This is a genomic window from Anaeromyxobacter sp. K, assembly GCF_000020805.1.
Classification (GTDB): Bacteria; Myxococcota; Myxococcia; order Myxococcales; family Anaeromyxobacteraceae; genus Anaeromyxobacter; species Anaeromyxobacter dehalogenans.
Genome location: NC_011145.1, coordinates 4,712,623 through 4,726,676 on the forward strand (window position 1 = coordinate 4,712,623; position 14,054 = coordinate 4,726,676).

A 14,054-nucleotide genomic window follows, 5' to 3' on the forward strand; every position below is an offset into this window, starting at 1 on the left:
GGCCGAGGGTCGCCTTTTCACCTCGCGTCCGGGCTGGACCCGCCGGGCGGGCCTCGCATGCCCGGATCACGGGACGGCAAGCCCGCCGACGGGCGCTGCCCGCCGCCCGCAAGCTCGCTAGATTGGTCTTCGGAGGCGCGACCATGCGGGTGGCGCGGTGGGTCCGGCAGGCGGCGCGGGTGGTCGAGGAGCTGGCGGCGGCATACGACGGGAGCGTCCGCCGGCGCCCGGTGGAGCGGCGCACCGACTTCTCGCGCTGCGAGCACCCGGTGCTCATCCTCCACGGCTTCTTCAGCTCGCGGCGCACCTGCGCCGTGCTCGAGCGCCGGCTGCGCCGCGACGGGATGGGCGTCTTCACGCTCGACCTCGGCGGCCTCGGCGGTACGCTCAACACCCGCGGCATCGACGACGTCGCCGACCTGGTCCGCGCCAAGATCGAGCGGCTCTACGCGCGCCACCCCGGGCTCGGCCCGCTCACCATCGTCGGCCACTCCAAGGGCGGGCTCATCGCCGCGTACTACGTGAAGAAGCTGGGCGGCTGGCGGCGCACGCGCGCGGTGGTGACGCTCGGCACCCCGCACCACGGCACGCCGGTCGCGCTGCTCGGGCTGCCGGTGGGCTTCCTGGCGCGCTCGCTCTGGCAGCTCTTCCCGGGCAGCGTCTTCCTGCGCCGGCTCCACGACGGCCCTTGGCCGGGCCAGGTGCGGCTCGTGTCGATCTGGTCGCGCGAGGACGGCGCCTCGCCCTACCCCTCCGCCGTGATCGAGACCCACGGCCTGCCGCACCTCGCGAACGTCGAGGTGCAGGCGCACCACGCCGCGTTCCTCACCAGCAAGCGCGTCTACCAGGTGCTGCTCCACGAGCTCCTCGCCGCCGCCGAGGCGGCGCCGGCGCGGCGCGGCCCGCTGACCGCCATGGAGGGCGGGCGCCCCGCCTCGCGCTCCGCGGCGGCGGGCGCGCCGGCGGCGGCACGGCCCGGGGACGCCGCGGGGACCGACGCCGCCTGAGCCGGCCCGCCCGGCGAGGCGGCGCCGGAGGTCGCGGCCCGGGCCGCGTCCGGCTATCCTGCCGCCGTGCGCGATCGGCGCTGGGACTTCCTGTACGACCGGCAGCGGCAGCCGGTGAAGGCGTACCTCCTCCAGCGGTTCGCCGAGGAGCTGGCGCGCACGCTGGCGGAGTGGCCGCCGCCGGACCTCCAGTGGGAGAGCGAGGCGGAGCGCGCGCGCTGGGGTCACGGCGCGGCGGAGCGGCCCCGCGACGACGTCGTGCGCTTCGCGCTGGAGCTGGCGCGGCTCGATCTGGTCCGCGAGTACGACGAGGTGGAGCGGCGGCATGAGCGGGGGGCGCACCGGCTCCAGACGCCCGCCGAGCAGGCGGCGCTCCACCTGCTCGTGCGCCTGATCACCGAGGCCTGCCTGGAGCTGAAGGAGCGCGCCGAGGGCGCCCACCTCACGCGCGCCGACCTCGCGACCGTGCCGGACCTGCTGGAGCGCAGGCTCTTCCGCGTGACGCTCTAGCGGCCGGGCGCCCGCTCAGCGGCGGCGCACCTTCGGCGCCAGCACGCCGTGCGGACGATCGCCCGGCCGGTGGAAGGTCGGCGGGTTGACCATCCAGAGCACGAAGACGAACAGCGCCACGAGCGCGCCGGCCACGAAGATCGCGAACACCCACGGGAGGATCCCGTCGGCCGGAGCGTGCGGCTGGTAGACCGGCCCCTGCGCGGCCGCGGCAAAGGCCAGCACCAGCGCGGTGAGCGCAAGGACGTGACCGGCGGTACGCGCGATGGGGTTCACGGACCGGGCCCCCTCGCCCCCGGCGTCCGGCGCGGCCGGGAGAAGAACATCCGGAACAGCGCCACGAGGACGAGCGCCGCGACCAGCATCCACAGCCACCCGTAGCCGCTGCGCGGGGCCGGCGCGGCGTCCCGGACCGGCTGCGCGAGCGCGGCGAGCGGCAGGAGCGCGGCCCAGAGGGCGGTGGTGAAGCGAGCGAGCGGCATGGATCCCCCGCGCCTGCCGAAGGATGGACGAGGCGCGACAGGAAGATGCGGACCGTGCACGCCAGGGGGAAGCGGCGCGGGGAGTGCCCCGCGCCGGCGTTCGGGCGGCCGCTCGCTTCGCGATCAGGGTCGTGCGCGCTTCTATCGGCGCCACCACCGGAACGAGGTGCCGTCGAAGTAGACGTGGAAGGCGTCGCAGTCGCCGGCGGAGAGCGCGATCCCCTTGCCACCGCGGTCGGCGGCGCTCCGGAGGTACGCGGCGGTCTTGCGCACGGCCTCGCAGGACGCGTCCGAGGCGTCCTCGCAGCCGAGCTCGGCCAGGTCGATTCCGGGTTCCTCGAGCGCGATCGTCGCCTCGCCGGGCGCGCCGCACAGCCCCGAGGCGCGGGCCGGATCGTGGGCGAACTCCAGCACCCACACGCGGGCGTCCTTCGCTCCGGCGTCATCCACGATGCCGACGCTGGAGGCGTTCCCCGAGGAGCCCACGTACACGTGATCGGCGCGCCCGTCGAAGGTGACGTCGGCGACGAGCGGGGGCGTCCGCCATTGTACGGTGGGTGATTGCGCTCGGATCGCCATCTCCGCCCCGGCTCCACGTGTCGCAGGCGCTTCGGCCAGCGCCGGCGCGCCGATCAGCAGTACGGCTCCGAGGCCAAGGGCAGTCGCGAGGTGGCGTGTGTGCCTGATCATCTGGGTGGTGCCTCCATGAAGCGGCCGCTCTCACGCCCCGGGCCGAGGGGGCGGATCGAGCAACCTCAGCCGCTCCGAGTCCATGACGTAGCCCTTCCCGGAGTCCGTCGAGACGCGAAAGCAGCGGAAATCCTTCCCGTACGCCTCGCCGCGAATCTGGAGCGCCGTTCCGGGCGGCAGCTCGGCGACGACCCCGCGCACCGCGGGCCCGCTGATGCGAGGGTCGTTCGGGCCACCGCTCAGCGATTCGAGGCAGTCGGTCTCGGTCGCATAGAGATATGCGGAGTCATCGACGACCACGGCGCGCCGCCGATCGCATCCCAGCGCGAAGGCCACGCAGACGATCACGGGCCATGTCCAGCGCCTGGTCACGGGGCGCGCTCCGCGGGCGGGGCCGGATCGCTCACGTCGCGCTTCAGCTCCATCGACGGGACCTTGGCCAGGAGCGCCTCGTACTCGGCAGGCCCGAGGTCGAGGAACGCGTCCTGCTCGTGCGCGATGGTCCCGAGGATGGTGGTCCCGTCGTCCCGCTGGAAGCAGAGGTCCTCCGGGAGCGCGGGCTGGACCCAGTCGAAGAGGCTCTCGGCGGCGCTGGAGAGCACGTCGACGACGGCGTCACCGACCGGAACGCGCCAGAGCGTCGCCTGCGCGTCGGTCAGCTTCGTCCCCGGCCACTCCGATGCCCGTTCCGACCGGGCGCCCAGCCGCTCCAGCTCCGCCAGGATCCGCTGGCCACGCTCGTCGAGACCCGGCCCGTCGCGCACGACGAGCAGCGCCTCGCCGGAGAAGGTGGCCAGCACCCGGAGCAGCGCACGATAGGCGGCCCCTCGCGCCTCGCCGCGTGCCGAGCAGGTGAACCGCCTGTCGGTCGTGCCCGGGAAGTACACGTCGATGCGCTCTCCCAGCGCGGCCAGCCTCGCGAGCGTCGTCGAGTCGACCGAGAACCCCCCGTAGCGGCCCTCCGGCTCCCACCAGATCGACAGCGTCGCCACGGCCGAGAACCGCGCCACGGCTTCACGCCACCGCCCCTCTCGTCCCGACACGAGATCCAGGAGCTCCCGCGCGGCCGTGCCGACGTCGTCGCCCTCGACCTCGAGCGCCCACGAACCGCGGATCCTCGGCACCGGGAATCGGCGACCGGCCGGCAAGTCGCCCTTGCGAAAGGATCGAGTGGGCGGGAGCCCCACGATCGCGGTCACGACGTCCGGCTCGAGGTTCTCCGAGGACATTCCCAGCGACACGTTCGTCCGATCGTGCATCTCGTCACTCCAGCCGCCGAAGCGTCGCGGGATCGTTCCAGTAGAGGCCGGCGTACGCGTCGCGGCCGAAGCCTGCTCATGAAGGGCGGCCTCGGCGCCGGCGATCTCCTGCCTCATGCCCATTGATGGAGGGGCCGTTCCGGTCGAACGTGACCCATACCCGACGTGCGCGTCAAGCGGGGCCCGTCTCACCGCGCCGGAGCTGCCGTCACTCCCGCCCCTCCAGCGTCCCCAGCAGCGCGGACAGGTGCGCATCCAGTGCCGCCAGCGCGGCAGGCGGGAGCGCGGACAGGAGCCGCCGCTCGTTCTCGACGTGCGCCTCGACGGCGCGGTCGATCAGCGCGAGGCCCTTGCGCGTCAGCTGCACGAGCGTGCTGCGCGCATCCTGCTCGTTGGGGACGCGCTGGACGAGCCCGCTGCCCTCCAGGCGCTTGAGGCGATGGGTCATCGTCCCCGACGTCACCATCAGCGCCGAGAAGAGCTCGGTCGGGCTCAGCCGGTAGGGCGCCCCTGCCCGCCGCAGCGTGGCGAGCATGTCGAACTCCCAGAGGCTCAGGCCGAACCGGGAGAAGCCTGCCTCCAGCCGCTGCTCCAGCAGGGCCGCGCAGCGCTTGATGCGCCCGATGGGGCCCATCGGGCTCGCGTCGAGGTCCGGGCGCTCCCGGGCCCACTGCTCGAGCACGCGGTCCACGGCGTCTCGCGGGGCGCCGGGCGTCGATTGTCTTGACTTCAAGCTACCTCCCCGGCAGATGTCTCGACTTCAAGCTACCGCACATGCCGACCTCCCTTCCATCGCCGTCCCGCTGGCGCGACGTCCTGATCACCGCCCTGGCCCCTGCCATCTGGGGCTCCACCTACATCGTCACGACGGAGCTCCTGCCACCCCACCGGCCGTTCACGGCCGCGCTCATCCGCTCGCTGCCGGCGGGCGCGTTGCTGGTGCTCATGGCGCGACGGATGCCCGCCGGACGGGACTGGCCGCGCCTGCTGGTGCTGGGCGCGCTCAACATCGGCGTGTTCCAGGCCCTGCTGTTCGTGGCGGCGTACCGCCTGCCGGGCGGGCTCGCGGCGGTGCTCGGCGCCGTCCAGCCGCTGCTGATCATGGCGCTCGCCTGGGCGGTGGACGGCAGGGCGCCGGCGCGGGCGACGCTGACATCGGCGGTCGCCGGCGTCGGTGGCATGGCCGTCTTGCTGGTGTCGCCGAGGACGGTGTTCGAGCCCGTGGGCATCGCGGCCGCGCTCGGCGGCGCGGCCTGCATGGCGACGGGGGTGTGGCTCACGCGGCGCTGGCGCCTGGACCTGCCGGTCCTCGCGCTCACGGGCTGGCAGCTCGTCGTCGGCGGGCTGATGCTCGTCCCGCTGGCCTGGGTGGCCGACGCGCCGCTGCCCCCGCTCTCGCGGTCGCAGGTCCTGGCCTACGCCTACCTGAGCCTGGCCGGAGCCCTGCTGTCCTACGCGCTCTGGTTCCGCGGCGTCGCGCGGCTGCCCACGGTGGCCGTCTCGTCGCTCGGGCTGCTGAGCCCGCTCACCGCCGTCGTGCTCGGCTGGGCGCTGCTGTCCCAGGCGATGTCGGGCAGCGCGCTCGCGGGCATGGCGATCGTGCTGGCCAGCGTCTTCGGAGTCCAGTGGACCTCGACCCGGATCCCGTAGCGAGCGCCACGTCCCGGGGCGCGCTCGCGCCCGCTACTTCGGCGCCTTCGGCACCTTCTCCCAGTCGGCCAGGAACTTCTTCAGGCCGGCGTCGGTGAGCGGGTGCTTCGCGAGCTGCTCGATCACCGAGTACGGGATGGTCGCCACGTCGGCGCCGAGCTTGGCGGCCTCGAGGACGTGGACCGGGTGGCGCACGCTCGCGACCAGCACCTGGGTCTTGAACCCGTAGTTCCGGTAGATCTGGACGATGTCGGCCACCATCGCCATGCCGTCCTGCGAGATGTCGTCGAGGCGGCCGACGAACGGCGAGATGTACGTGGCGCCGGCCTTGGCGGCGAGGAGCGCCTGCACCGGCGAGAAGCACAGGGTGACGTTCACCTTGGTGCCCTCGTCGGTGAGCGTCTTCACCGCGCGCAGGCCATCGACGGTGAGCGGGACCTTGATGACCACCTGCGAGCCGAACTTGGCGTAGTGGCGCCCCTCGCGCAGCATCCCCTCGTAGTCAGTGGCGGTCACCTCGGCCGAGATCGGGCCGGGGACGAGCTGGACGATCTCCTTCAGCACGTCCTCGAAGCCGCGGCCGGTCTTCGCGACCAGCGACGGGTTCGTGGTCACGCCGTCGCACAGGCCGAGGGCCAGGGCCTTCTTGATCTCGCCGACGTCCGCAGTATCGATGAAGAACTTCATGGTCTTCCTCCAGGGGGCCGGCGTCACATAGCGCACCCGCGCGCCCTGCCGCAAGCGCCGCGGAAGTGCTATATCGGCGGCCGACCATGGCCTCCAGCCGCAGCAGCCGGGCCCGTGTGGTGAAGCTCCCCGCGCGTCGTTCGCGGGCGAGCGCCCGCCCGCGCCCCCGCACCCAGGATCTCGTCGCCTACGGCCGCACCGTCGTCGAGGCCGAGGCGCGCGCCATCGGCGCGGTCCCCCTCGACGACGCCTTCGCCACCGCCGTCCGCTGGATCCTCGGCTGCAAGGGCCGGGTGGTGGTGACGGGGATGGGCAAGCCTGGGTTCGTGGCCCAGAAGATCTCCGCCACGCTGGCCTCCACCGGCACCCCTTCGCTCTACGTCCACCCGGCCGAGGCGGCGCACGGCGACCTGGGCCGGATCGCGCGCGACGACCTGGTCTTCGCGCTCTCGAACTCGGGCGAGACCGAGGAGATCCTCCGGCTGCTCCCGTCGCTGAAGAAGATCGGCGCGAAGATCGTCGCCATCACCGCCGATCGCGCCAACCGGCTGGCGCGGGCGGCGGACCTGGTGATCGCCATCGGGAACGTGGAGGAGGCGTGCCCGATGGGCCTCGCCCCGACCGCCTCCACCGCGGTGCTGCTGGCGGTGGGCGACGCGATCTCGATGACGGTGCTCGCGAACCGGCCGTTCGACCGCGAGGAGTACGCGCTGTTCCACCCGGGCGGCAAGCTCGGCCGCGGGCTGATGAAGGTGCACGAGCTGATGCGCGGCGAGGCCTCGAACCCGGTGGTCCGCGAGGACGCGCCGCTCGCCGCCGCGGTGGCGGTGATGACCGAGACCCCCGGCCGCCCCGGCGCGACCTCGGTGGTCGCCGCCGACGGCACGCTGGTGGGCATCTTCACGGACGGTGATCTGCGCCGCCTGGTGGAGCACGGCGAGGCCGACTTCAGCCGCCCGGTCGGCTCGGCCATGTGCCGCGGCCCGAAGACGGTGCGACCGGACGCGCTGGTGGTGGACGCGGCGCGGGTGCTCCGGCAGGCGCGCATCGACCAGGTGCCGGTGGTCGACGAGGCCGGCCGTCCGGTCGGCCTGCTCGACGTGCAGGATCTCCTCGCCGCCAAGATCCTGTGAGGCCGCCGTGGCCCGCGCCCCCCGCCCGCGCGCCGTCCCTCCCCGCCCCGCGCACCGCGCGCGAAGCCTCCCGCGGGAACGCGCGCTCGTCTCGGCGGTGGTGGAGACCTGCCACCGGCTGGCCGCGCTCGACCTCATCGGCGCGGGCGAGGGCAACGTCTCGGTGCGGCTCGGGCCGGACGCGTTCCTGGTCACCGCCTCGGGCGTGAACAAGGGGCTGCTCCGGCCGGGGCACGTGCTGCGCATCGACGGCGGCGGCGCGGTGACCCGCGGCGCGGGGCGCCCCTCGACCGAGCTGCGCATGCACCTCGCCGCCTACGCGGCGCGCCCCGACGTGGAGGCGATCGTCCACGCGCACCCCATCACCGCGGTGGCGCTCACCGTGGCCGGCGTGCCGCCGCCGAACGACCTCGTGCCCGAGGCGGCGGTGACGCTCGGCGAGATCGCGCTCGCGCCGTTCGCGACCCCGGGCACCGGCGAGGTGCCCGCCTCGCTGGCGCCGTACCTGGCCCGCCACGACGTGCTGCTCCTCGAGCGGCACGGGGCGCTCGCGCTGGGCCGCACGCTCGTCGAGGCGCTCGACCGGATGGAGACGCTGGAGCGGGTGGCGCGGATCGCGCTCGCCGCCCGGCTCGCGGGCCGCTGCACGCCGCTGCCCGCGGACGCGGTGGACCGGGTGCTCCTCGCGGCCGGCAGGCCGGCGCGGAAGCGCTAGCCACCGTCACAGCGGATACAGCCCGACCACGTCCAGCGGCGCGCCCGGCGCGCTCGCCAGGAGCGCGGCCACGGTGCGGCCCAGCCCCGGCACCACCAGGTCCGGCGCCAGCTCGGCGAGCGGCTCGAGCACGAAGCGGCGCGCCGCGATCCCGGGGTGCGGAACGGTGAGCGTCGGCGTGCGCACCACGCGATCGCCGTGCACCAGCAGGTCGAGGTCGAGCGTGCGCGGGCCCCAGCGCAGGCCGCGGCGGCGGCCGGCGGCGCGCTCCGCGGAGGCGAGCACCGCGTGCAGCGCCCCCGGCGTGAGCCCGACCTCCAGCTCCAGCACGGCGTTCAGGTAGCGGGGCTGCGGCGGGCCCATGGGCGGCGTGTCGAACACGTGCGAGGCCCGCAGCACCGCCACGCGGGGCGAGGCGCGCAGCACGCGGGCGGCGACGGCCAGGTTGGCCCAGCGATCGCCGAGGTTGCTGCCCACGCCCACGTACGCGCGCACGATCGCGCCCCCGCCCCGGCCGCGCCGCTCAGGTCACCGGGTTCCGCAGCACGCCGATGCCCGGCACCTCCACCTCGACCCAGTCGCCGCGCCGGATGGGCCCGACGCCCTCGGGCGTGCCGGTGGCGATGAGGTCGCCGGGGAGCAGCGTCATGACGCCGGAGATGAACGCCACCAGCGCGAAGACGTCGAACGCCATGTCGCGGGTGTAGCCGCGCTGCCGCTCGCTGCCGTTCACCCGGCACGCCACCGACGCGTCCAGCGGGTCGAACGCGGTCTCCACCACCGGGCCCACCGGGCAGAACGTGTCGAAGCCCTTCGCGCGCGTGAACTGCTTCTCCTCGCGCTGGATGTCGCGGGCGGTGACGTCGTTCAGGCAGGTGTAGCCGAACACCGCGCCGCGCGCCTCGGCGGCGCTCGCGTTCGTGAGCGTCCGGCCCATCACCACGCCGAGCTCGCCCTCGTGGTGGACCTCGCGCGACTGCTCCGGGCAGCGGATCGCGTCCTGCGGCCCGATCACCGAGGTGGAGGGCTTCAGGAAGATGAGCGGGGTGGTGGGCACCTCGTTGCCGAGCTCGCGGGCGTGCGCCACGTAGTTGCGCCCCACGCAGACGACCTTGGACGGCTCCACCGGCGCGAGCAGCGTCGCCTCGGCGAGCGGCACCGCCGGCCCCTCGGGCAGGCCGCCGGCCCAGGGCGCGGCGGTGAGCGGGCGCAGGACCTCGCCCTCCACCAGCGCGTACCGGTCCACGCCGGCGCGCCGGAAGCGGCAGACCCTCACTTCCCGCCCCGCAGGCCCAGCACGTCGGCCATGTCGTAGACGCCCGGGGGCTTGCCCGGGAGCCACGCCGCGGCGCGCGCCGCGCCCCGCGCGAACTGCTCGCGGCTGGTGGCGCGGTGGGTGATCTCCACCCGCTCGCCCTCGCCGCAGAAGAACACGGTGTGCTCGCCGACGACGTCGCCGCCGCGCAGCGTCTGGATCCCGATCTGCCAGGGCGGGCGCTCGCCCAGGATGCCGTGCCGGGTGTACGCGAGCGCGTCGGCGGGCGCGCGCCCGAGCGCCTCGGCCGCCACCTCGCCCAGCCGCACCGCGGTGCCGGAGGGCGCGTCGCGCTTGTGCTTGTGGTGGATCTCGACGATCTCGACGTCGTAGCCGTCGCCGAGGACCCGGGCGGCCTGGCGCACCAGCTCGAACACCACGTTCACGCCCACGCTCATGTTCGGCGAGAGCACCACCGGCACCTTCCGCGCCGCCTCGGCCACCTTGGCCTTCGCGTCGGGCGTGAAGCCGGTCGAGCCGATCACGAGGGCGACGCCGGCCGCGGCGCACGCCTGCGCGTGGCGCACCGACGCCTCGTGGCTGGTGAAGTCGATCACCACGTCGGCGCCGGCGAGCGCCCTCGCGAGGTCGTCCATCACCGCCACGCCGAGCGGCTCGCCGCCCGCGAGCGTCCCCGCGTCCTTGCCGATCGCCGGGCTCCCGGCGCGCTCCACCGCGCCCGAGACCGCCAGGCCGGGCGTCGCCCGCACCAGCCGGACGATCTGCGTGCCCATCCGCCCCGCGGCCCCGGTCACCACCACCTTGGTCATGTCAGTCACCCCTGCTCAGGCGAGCTTCAGCCCGAAGCGCACCATGGCGTCGCGCACCTTGGCGAGGCTCGCCTCCGACACCGGCGCGAGCGGCAGGCGCAGCTCGCCGCCCGAGCGGCCGAGCAGCGCCACCGCGGCCTTCACCGGCCCGGGATTCGTCTCGACGAACATCATCCGGTTCAGCTCGGCCATGGCCGCCTGCTTCGCGAGCGCGCCCGCGAGGTCGCCCGAGCGGGCCGCCACCACCAGCTCCTTCATGGCGCGCGGCGCGATGTTGGCGATCACCGAGATGACGCCGTGACCGCCGCAGGCGACGTAGGGCAGCACCGTGAAGTCGTCGCCGGAGAGGTAGGCGATCGCGTCCTTGCCGACCTTCTCGACGAGCTGGACCTGCCGGTCCATGTTCGCGGTCGCCTCCTTGATGCCGGCGATGGCGCCGGCCTTCGCGAGCCGCGCCACGGTCTCGGGGAGCAGGTCCACCGAGGTGCGCGACGGCACGTTGTAGGCGACCACCGGGAAGCGCGTCGCCTCCCAGATCGCCTGGTAGTGCCGGAACAGCCCCTCCTGCGTGGGCTTGTTGTAGTAGGGCGTCACCACCAGCGCGGCGTCGGCGCCGAGCGTCTTCGCCAGCTTCACCGACTCGATGGCCTCGTGCGTCGCGTTCGAGCCGGCGCCGGCGATGACCAGCGCCCGGCCGCGCACCGTCTCGATGACGGTCCGGATCACGTCGGCCCGCTCGGCCGGCGTGAGCGTCACGCCCTCGCCGGTGGTGCCGCACGGCACGATGCCGTCCGTCCCCTCGGCGAGCTGCCACTCGGCCAGCTCCCGGAGGGCGCGCAGGTCCACCGCGCCGTCCTTCATCGGGGTGACGATGGCCACCATCGAACCTTCGAGTCGTCGCATGGCGTTCTCCCGGCCGGGGGAAGGTGCTGGATCGTAGCTCATCGCCGCGGGGTGCGGAACCGCTCGGCCTCGGGCTCGGGGGTCTCCCCGCGGACGAGGTCGGCGTAGGTCTCGCGCCGGCGCGCCAGCCGGGCGCCGTCGCCGTCCACCAGGACCTCGGCCGCGCGCGGGCGGGAGTTGTAGTTGGAGGACATGGCGAACCCGTAGGCGCCCGCCGAGCGGACCACCAGCAGGTCACCCCGGACCGGCCGCGGCATGCGCCGCTTGCGCGCCAGGAAGTCGGAGGACTCGCAGACCGGGCCCACCACGTCGCAGACGATCTCGTCCGCGTCCTTCCGCGGCGCGCCGGCCGCCTCGATCTCGTGGTGCGCGTCGTAGTAGCTCGGGCGCACCAGGTCGTTCATGGCCGCGTCCACCACCACGAACACCTTGCGGCCGCTCTCCTTCACGTGGAGCACGCGGGTGACGAGCACGCCGGCGTTGCCCACCAGCACGCGCCCCGGCTCGAGCATCACCTCGCCGTCGAAGCGCGAGAGCGCCTTCTTGATGGCCCGGCCGTACTCGTCGGGGTGAGGCGGCTCCTCGTCTGCGTAGGTGATGCCGAGGCCGCCGCCCACGTCCACGTGGCCGAGCCGGATCCCCTGCTTGCCGAGATCCTTCACGAGCGAGAGGACGCGCGCGATGGCGTCGAGGAACGGGCGCACGGTGGTGATCTGCGAGCCGATGTGGCAGGCGACGCCGCGGACCTCGAGCGCCGGGTCCTGCGCGGCGAGCGCGTAGAGCCGGCGCGCCTCGTCCACCGACACGCCGAACTTGTTCTCGCTGAGGCCGGTGGAGATGTACGGGTGCGTCTTCGGGTCCACGTCCGGGTTCACCCGCAGCGCGACCGGCGCGCGGAGGCCCATGCGCCGCGCCACGATGGAGACGCGCGCCAGCTCCGGCGCGCTCTCCACGTTCAGCACCTTCACCCCGGACTCGAGCGCGAACGCGATCTCGTCGTCGCGCTTGCCCACCCCGCTGAACACCACCTTGCCCGGGTGGCCGCCCGCCTTGAGCACGCGGTACAGCTCGCCGCCGGAGACGATGTCGAACCCGGAGCCGAGGCGCGCGAACAGCGACAGCACCGCCAGGTTGGAGTTCGCCTTCACCGCGTAGCACACCAGGTGGTCGAGCCCGGCGAGCGAGCGGTGCAGCACCTTCCAGTGCCGGGTGAGCGTGGCGGTCGAGTAGACGTAGAGCGGCGTGCCGTAGGCCCGGGCCAGCTCCTCCACCGGGACGGCCTCGGCGTGCAGGACGCCGCGCTTGCGCTGGAAGTGGTTCATGGGGTCCCCGCGGGCGCGGCCGGTGCGGCCGGCGCCGGGGCTTCGGTTGGGGTGGCCGGCGGCGCCGCGGGCGGCGAGGCGGGCGCGGCCACCGGGTGCGCCGGGGCGGGCCGCGCGGGCGGGCGCGGCGGGCCCTTCACGCCGCAGCCGGCGAGCGCGGCCGCCGCGAGGAGCGCGGCCAGCACCGAGCGCGCGCCGCTCATCCCCGCGCCTTCCCGAGCGCCTTCTCCCATCGGCGCAGCTCGGCGCGGACCGCCCGCGGTCCGGGCGCGCCCGGGAGCTCGCGCCGCCTCAGGCTGCGGCGGGCGTCGAAGCAGCGGAGCACGTCCTTCTCGAACCGCCGGTGGAACGTCGCCCACTCCGCCGCGGTCAGGCGCGCCATGGGCCGCCCCTCGCGCGCCGAGAACGCGGCCGCCTTGCCCACCGCCTCGTGCGCCTCGCGGAACGGGACGCCGCGATCCACCAGGTACTCGGCCGCGTCGGTGGCGAGCGCCTCGCCGGAGCCGAGCGCCTCCTCCATCCGCGCGGCGTGGAACGTGGCCGTCTCGACCGCGCCGGCCACCGCGTCGGCGGTGAGCACCAGCGCCTCCGGCCCGCCCAGCAGCGGCCGCTTGTCCTCCTGCAGGTCGCGGTTGTACGACAGCGGCAGGCCCTTCAGGATCGCGAGCAGCGCCACGAGGTCGCCCAGCGCGCGCCCGGCGCGGCCGCGGGCCAGCTCGCCCACGTCCGGGTTCTTCTTCTGCGGCATGAGCGAGGAGCCGGTGGCGAACGCGTCCGAGAGCGTCGCGAAGCCGAACTCCTTCGTGGTCCAGAGCACCAGCTCCTCGCCGATGCGCGAGAGGTGCACGGCGGCGAGCGCGCACGCGAACAGCAGCTCGGCGGCGCTGTCGCGGTCGGAGACCGCGTCGAGCGAGTTGTGCGTCACGCCGGCGAGGCCGAGGCGCGCGGCCACCGCCTCGCGGTCGAGCGGCAGGGTGGTGCCGGCGAGCGCGCCCGAGCCGAGCGGCGAGATGGCGGCGCGGCGGCGCACCTCGGCGAACCGCTCGCGGTCGCGCCCGAACATCTCCACGTAGGCGAGCAGGTGGTGCGCGAGCGAGACCGGCTGCGCGCGCTGCAGGTGCGTGTAGCCGGGCAGGATGGTCCGCTCGTGCGCGCGGGCCTGGCCGAGGAACGCGCGCTGCAGCCGCTCCAGCGCGGCGTCGCAGCGATCGCAGGCGCCCACGATGAACAGCCGCTCGTCGAGCGCGACCTGGTCGTTGCGGCTGCGGCCGGCGTGCAGGTAGCCCGCGTCCTTCCCCACCAGCTCGCCCAGGCGCCGCTCCACGTGCGTGTGCACGTCCTCGAGCGCCGGGTCGAAGCGGATCTTGCCGGCGGCGAACTCGGCCCGGACCTGGTCGAGCGCGGCCACGATGCGGCGGGCCGCCGCCTTCGGCACGATGCCCTGCGCCGCCAGCATGGACACGTGCGCCTGGCTGCCACGGATGTCCTCCGCGTACAGCGCGCCGTCGTCCTGGATGGACACCGAAAGGGCCACGAGGCGAGGATCGGCCTCGCCGGCGAGCGCGGCCCGGGACACGGGTTTCGCCTTCGAATTCGCTCTCATGCGGGGCG

At 74.5% G+C, this 14,054-nt stretch carries 19 protein-coding genes; 5 read left to right on the top strand and 14 right to left on the bottom strand.

The window, feature by feature from the left end; all coding sequences use genetic code 11:
- The first annotated feature begins 143 nt into the window (after positions 1-143).
- Complete coding sequence (locus tag ANAEK_RS20970) at positions 144-1,007, top strand: triacylglycerol lipase (protein WP_012528133.1); 864 nt, start codon at positions 144-146, stop codon at positions 1,005-1,007.
- 66 nt (positions 1,008-1,073) lie between these two features.
- Positions 1,074-1,517 carry a hypothetical protein gene (locus tag ANAEK_RS20975; protein ID WP_012528134.1) on the top strand — a complete coding sequence of 148 codons (444 nt, stop codon included), beginning with the start codon at positions 1,074-1,076 and terminating at the stop codon, positions 1,515-1,517.
- Positions 1,518-1,532: 15 nt separating this feature from the next.
- On the opposite strand, the gene ANAEK_RS20980 is transcribed toward ANAEK_RS20975, so the two are convergent.
- The 6 genes from ANAEK_RS20980 to ANAEK_RS21005 form a co-directional block, all read right to left on the bottom strand.
- Positions 1,533-1,793, bottom strand: a complete 261-nt coding sequence (locus ANAEK_RS20980) for a hypothetical protein (protein ID WP_012528135.1) — start codon at positions 1,791-1,793, stop codon at positions 1,533-1,535.
- Positions 1,790-1,999, bottom strand: coding sequence for a hypothetical protein (locus ANAEK_RS20985; RefSeq protein WP_012528136.1), 210 nt, complete (start codon positions 1,997-1,999; stop codon positions 1,790-1,792). Before ANAEK_RS20985 ends, ANAEK_RS20980 begins: the two co-directional genes overlap by 4 nt.
- 141 nt (positions 2,000-2,140) lie before the next feature.
- The gene (locus tag ANAEK_RS20990; protein ID WP_012528137.1) at positions 2,141-2,578 is read right to left on the bottom strand and encodes a hypothetical protein; all 438 of its coding nucleotides are present in this window, start codon (positions 2,576-2,578) and stop codon (positions 2,141-2,143) included.
- A 141-nt stretch (positions 2,579-2,719) separates the two neighbouring features.
- On the bottom strand, positions 2,720-3,061 hold the full coding sequence (locus ANAEK_RS20995) for a hypothetical protein (protein ID WP_012528138.1): 342 nt from the start codon (positions 3,059-3,061) through the stop codon (positions 2,720-2,722).
- The gene (locus ANAEK_RS21000; RefSeq protein WP_083779863.1) at positions 3,058-4,203 is read right to left on the bottom strand and encodes a DUF4279 domain-containing protein; all 1,146 of its coding nucleotides are present in this window, start codon (positions 4,201-4,203) and stop codon (positions 3,058-3,060) included. Before ANAEK_RS21000 ends, ANAEK_RS20995 begins: the two co-directional genes overlap by 4 nt.
- The gene (locus ANAEK_RS21005; protein ID WP_232288302.1) at positions 4,157-4,639 is read right to left on the bottom strand and encodes a MarR family winged helix-turn-helix transcriptional regulator; all 483 of its coding nucleotides are present in this window, start codon (positions 4,637-4,639) and stop codon (positions 4,157-4,159) included. Before ANAEK_RS21005 ends, ANAEK_RS21000 begins: the two co-directional genes overlap by 47 nt.
- An 83-nt stretch (positions 4,640-4,722) precedes the next feature.
- On the opposite strand from ANAEK_RS21005, the gene ANAEK_RS21010 reads away from it, so the two are divergent.
- Positions 4,723-5,598: an EamA family transporter gene (locus ANAEK_RS21010; protein ID WP_012528141.1), complete on the top strand. Its 876-nt coding sequence runs from the start codon at positions 4,723-4,725 to the stop codon at positions 5,596-5,598.
- 33 nt (positions 5,599-5,631) lie between these two features.
- Here the strand turns inward: ANAEK_RS21010 and fsa are convergent, their stop codons facing one another.
- Complete coding sequence (gene fsa / locus ANAEK_RS21015) at positions 5,632-6,285, bottom strand: fructose-6-phosphate aldolase (RefSeq protein WP_012528142.1); 654 nt, start codon at positions 6,283-6,285, stop codon at positions 5,632-5,634.
- A gap of 86 nt (positions 6,286-6,371) precedes the next feature.
- Here fsa and ANAEK_RS21020 point away from each other — a divergent pair, with 86 nt between their 5' ends.
- Together ANAEK_RS21020 and ANAEK_RS21025 are read left to right on the top strand one after the other, a co-directional pair.
- Positions 6,372-7,418, top strand: coding sequence for an SIS domain-containing protein (locus ANAEK_RS21020; RefSeq protein ID WP_012528143.1), 1,047 nt, complete (start codon positions 6,372-6,374; stop codon positions 7,416-7,418).
- A gap of 7 nt (positions 7,419-7,425) precedes the next feature.
- On the top strand, positions 7,426-8,133 hold the full coding sequence (locus ANAEK_RS21025; RefSeq protein ID WP_012528144.1) for a class II aldolase/adducin family protein: 708 nt from the start codon (positions 7,426-7,428) through the stop codon (positions 8,131-8,133).
- A 6-nt stretch (positions 8,134-8,139) separates the two neighbouring features.
- Here the strand turns inward: ANAEK_RS21025 and folK are convergent, their stop codons facing one another.
- Genes folK through argH form a run of 7 tightly spaced genes read right to left on the bottom strand, consistent with a single transcriptional unit; the run spans position 8,140 to position 14,046 of the window.
- Complete coding sequence (gene folK, locus ANAEK_RS21030) at positions 8,140-8,628, bottom strand: 2-amino-4-hydroxy-6-hydroxymethyldihydropteridine diphosphokinase (RefSeq protein WP_012528145.1); 489 nt, start codon at positions 8,626-8,628, stop codon at positions 8,140-8,142.
- Positions 8,629-8,656: 28 nt separating this feature from the next.
- The gene (locus ANAEK_RS21035) at positions 8,657-9,409 is read right to left on the bottom strand and encodes a fumarylacetoacetate hydrolase family protein (protein WP_012528146.1); all 753 of its coding nucleotides are present in this window, start codon (positions 9,407-9,409) and stop codon (positions 8,657-8,659) included.
- Positions 9,406-10,218, bottom strand: coding sequence for a 4-hydroxy-tetrahydrodipicolinate reductase (dapB, locus tag ANAEK_RS21040; protein ID WP_012528147.1), 813 nt, complete (start codon positions 10,216-10,218; stop codon positions 9,406-9,408). The genes ANAEK_RS21035 and dapB overlap by 4 nt, the downstream gene beginning before the upstream one ends.
- Before the next feature lie 15 nt (positions 10,219-10,233).
- Complete coding sequence (gene dapA / locus ANAEK_RS21045) at positions 10,234-11,121, bottom strand: 4-hydroxy-tetrahydrodipicolinate synthase (protein WP_012528148.1); 888 nt, start codon at positions 11,119-11,121, stop codon at positions 10,234-10,236.
- A gap of 38 nt (positions 11,122-11,159) precedes the next feature.
- Positions 11,160-12,443: a diaminopimelate decarboxylase gene (gene lysA, locus ANAEK_RS21050; protein ID WP_012528149.1), complete on the bottom strand. Its 1,284-nt coding sequence runs from the start codon at positions 12,441-12,443 to the stop codon at positions 11,160-11,162.
- Positions 12,440-12,646 carry a lipoprotein gene (locus tag ANAEK_RS21055; protein WP_012528150.1) on the bottom strand — a complete coding sequence of 69 codons (207 nt, stop codon included), beginning with the start codon at positions 12,644-12,646 and terminating at the stop codon, positions 12,440-12,442. The genes lysA and ANAEK_RS21055 overlap by 4 nt, the downstream gene beginning before the upstream one ends.
- Complete coding sequence (gene argH, locus ANAEK_RS21060; protein WP_012528151.1) at positions 12,643-14,046, bottom strand: argininosuccinate lyase; 1,404 nt, start codon at positions 14,044-14,046, stop codon at positions 12,643-12,645. The genes ANAEK_RS21055 and argH overlap by 4 nt, the downstream gene beginning before the upstream one ends.
- Positions 14,047-14,054: the final 8 nt, after the last annotated feature.

Excerpts from the sequence above, each read along its gene's own strand:
- ANAEK_RS20970 (WP_012528133.1), top strand. The coding sequence starts at position 144 with ATGCGGGTGGCGCGGTGGGTCCGGCAGGCGGCGCGGGTGGTCGAGGAG.
- ANAEK_RS20985 (WP_012528136.1), bottom strand. The coding sequence starts at position 1,999 with ATGCCGCTCGCTCGCTTCACCACCGCCCTCTGGGCCGCGCTCCTGCCG.
- ANAEK_RS20990 (WP_012528137.1), bottom strand. The coding sequence starts at position 2,578 with ATGGCGATCCGAGCGCAATCACCCACCGTACAATGGCGGACGCCCCCG.
- ANAEK_RS21000 (WP_083779863.1), bottom strand. The coding sequence starts at position 4,203 with ATGCGCACCTGTCCGCGCTGCTGGGGACGCTGGAGGGGCGGGAGTGAC.
- ANAEK_RS21010 (WP_012528141.1), top strand. The coding sequence starts at position 4,723 with ATGCCGACCTCCCTTCCATCGCCGTCCCGCTGGCGCGACGTCCTGATC.
- fsa (WP_012528142.1), bottom strand. The coding sequence starts at position 6,285 with ATGAAGTTCTTCATCGATACTGCGGACGTCGGCGAGATCAAGAAGGCC.
- ANAEK_RS21020 (WP_012528143.1), top strand. The coding sequence starts at position 6,372 with ATGGCCTCCAGCCGCAGCAGCCGGGCCCGTGTGGTGAAGCTCCCCGCG.
- dapB (WP_012528147.1), bottom strand. The coding sequence starts at position 10,218 with ATGACCAAGGTGGTGGTGACCGGGGCCGCGGGGCGGATGGGCACGCAG.
- dapA (WP_012528148.1), bottom strand. The coding sequence starts at position 11,121 with ATGCGACGACTCGAAGGTTCGATGGTGGCCATCGTCACCCCGATGAAG.
- lysA (WP_012528149.1), bottom strand. The coding sequence starts at position 12,443 with ATGAACCACTTCCAGCGCAAGCGCGGCGTCCTGCACGCCGAGGCCGTC.
- ANAEK_RS21055 (WP_012528150.1), bottom strand. The coding sequence starts at position 12,646 with ATGAGCGGCGCGCGCTCGGTGCTGGCCGCGCTCCTCGCGGCGGCCGCG.
- argH (WP_012528151.1), bottom strand. The coding sequence starts at position 14,046 with ATGAGAGCGAATTCGAAGGCGAAACCCGTGTCCCGGGCCGCGCTCGCC.